Origin of the sequence: Sphingomonas sp. 66-10 (genome assembly GCF_001897045.1) — a bacterium.
GTDB lineage: Bacteria > Pseudomonadota > Alphaproteobacteria > Sphingomonadales > Sphingomonadaceae > Sphingomonas > Sphingomonas lycopersici.
Genome location: NZ_MKRR01000064.1, coordinates 16,942 through 19,272 on the forward strand (window position 1 = coordinate 16,942; position 2,331 = coordinate 19,272).

The 2,331-nt window shown below is 67.4% G+C and carries 1 protein-coding gene and 1 pseudogene; both read left to right on the top strand.

What is annotated here, in order from left to right; all coding sequences use genetic code 11:
- Nucleotides 1-2,110: efflux RND transporter permease subunit (locus BGN95_RS06410; RefSeq protein ID WP_286772003.1), on the top strand; the 2,110-nt coding region annotated here is incomplete at its 5' end.
- A gap of 25 nt (nucleotides 2,111-2,135) precedes the next feature.
- A pseudogene (locus tag BGN95_RS06415) lies at nucleotides 2,136-2,331 on the top strand (transporter); the annotation flags it as partial.

The following is a 2,331-nucleotide window of genomic DNA, read 5'->3' on the forward strand; positions in this document are numbered from 1 at the left end:
CGCACTGCTCGTCATCGTCGTGCTGTTCCTGTTGCTCGGCAACTTCCGCGCCGCGCTGATCGCCGCGGCGGTCATCCCGGTCACGATGATGCTGACCGGGTTCGGAATGTTACGGCTGGGGGTTTCGGCGAACCTCATGTCGCTCGGCGCGCTGGACTTCGGGCTGATCGTCGATGGTGCCGTCATCATCGTCGAGAATGCGTTGCGGCGTCTCGCCGAGCAACAGCATCACGAAGGTCGCCTGCTGAGCGTCAAGGAGCGGTTGGAGGCGGTCGCGACCGCGGCGCGCGAGATGATCCGTCCGTCCGCGTACGGGCAGGCAATCATCATCCTCGTCTATGTGCCCTTGCTGACGCTGACCGGCGTCGAGGGCAAGACGTTCGTGCCGATGGCGCTCACCGTCATCATCGCGCTGCTGTTCGCGTTCGTCCTGTCGCTGACCTTCGTGCCTGCGGCGATCGCCATCTGGCTGTCGCGGAGGGTGAACGAGGAGGACGGGCGGATCATCTCGTGGCTGAAGCAGCGCTACGAACCGGGCCTTGAGAAGGCGATGAAGCGACCGTCGATCACCATCGGCGCCGGCGTCGTCAGCCTCGTCGCCGCGGCGCTTGCCTTCACGACGCTGGGACAGGTGTTCCTCCCCCAGCTCGACGAGGGCGACCTGCTCATCCAGGCGCTGCGCATTCCGGCGACATCGGTGCAGCAGAGCCAGGCGATGCAGGTGCCGATCGAGCGCATGGTCTCGAAGCAACCCGAGGTGCGGTTCGTCTTCTCCAAGACGGGCACGGCCGAGCTGGCTTCGGACCCGATGCCGCCCAACGCGACCGACATGTTCGTCATCCTGAAGCCGCATGCGGAATGGCCCGACCCCAAACTGGAGAAGGCCGCGCTGGTCGAGCGGCTGGAGACGAAGCTCGCGCAGTTCCCGGGCAACGCCTATGAGATCACGCAGCCAATCCAGATGCGGTTCAACGAGCTGATCGCCGGCGTGCGCGGCGACATCGCGGTGAAGGTGTTCGGCGACGACTTCGCCTCCATGAACCGCACCGCCGAACAGATCGCCGGCATCCTTCGCCGGACGCAAGGAGCGGCTGACGTGAAGGTCGAACAGACGACGGGACTTCCCATGCTCGACATTCGCGTCAACCGCGACGCGATGGCACGGGTCGGCGTCACCGCGCAGGATGTGCAGGACACCATCACCGCCACGCTCGGCGGTCGCGAGTCCGGCATGATCTTCGAGGGAGACCGGCGCTTTCCGGTGGTCATCCGCCTGTCGGACGCCGAGCGCGCCGACCTGGGGCTGCTCGAACAGGTGCAGGTGCCGGTCGCCGGCGGTGGCTATGTGCCGCTGTCCAGCGTCGCCGATATCGGCGTCGTCGACGGGCCGAACCAGATCAGCCGCGAGAACGGCAAGCGCCGCGTCGTCGTCCAGGCGAACGTCCGCGGACGCGACGTCGGCAGCGTGGTCGCGGATGCGCAGGCGGCGGTCGCCGGCGTGCGCCTGCCGGCGGGCAGCTATCTCGAATGGGGCGGCCAGTTCGAGAATCTCGAATCCGCCAGCCAGCGGCTCAAACTCGTGGTGCCGGCGTGCTTCGTGCTGATCCTGCTGCTCCTCTACGGGGCCTTGGGATCGGTACGCGATGCGGCGATCGTCTTCACCGGCGTGCCCTTCGCGCTGGTGGGAGGCGTGCTGCTGCTGTTCGTTCGCGGCATGGACTTCTCGATCTCGGCCGCGGTGGGATTCATCGCATTGTCGGGTATCGCGGTCCTCAACGGCCTCGTCATGGTTAGTTCGGTGCAGGAGCTGATCCGGTCGGGCATGGACCGGGCCGAAGCGGCGCGGACGGGCGCGCTCCAGCGATTGCGCCCGGTCGTCATGACCGCGCTGGTCGCCAGTCTCGGCTTCGTACCGATGGCATTCGCCAGCGGAGCCGGCGCGGAAGTGCAGAAGCCGCTCGCGACCGTCGTCATCGGCGGCCTGATCTCGGCGACGCTGCTGACGCTGTTCGTGCTGCCGACGCTTTACGCCCGGTTCGGGCAGCAAGCGGTCAAGGTCGACGACGCGGATAGGGCGGACGACGGCGCGCCGCTGCCGCAACCCGCATGATCGCGTCTGGCAGGGGGGACTGACGATGGCGGCGCTCAAGTTCGCACTGATCCCCATGATCGCGATCATGATCGGCGCGCTTCTCGCCGGGTGGCGCACACCCGGCGAGAGGCTGGTCGCCGCCATGCAGCACCTTGCAGCCGGCGTCGTATTTGCCGCGGCGGCGACCGAAATCCTGCCGCTGGTGATGCACGGGGGATCGCCGGCTGCGACGCTGATCG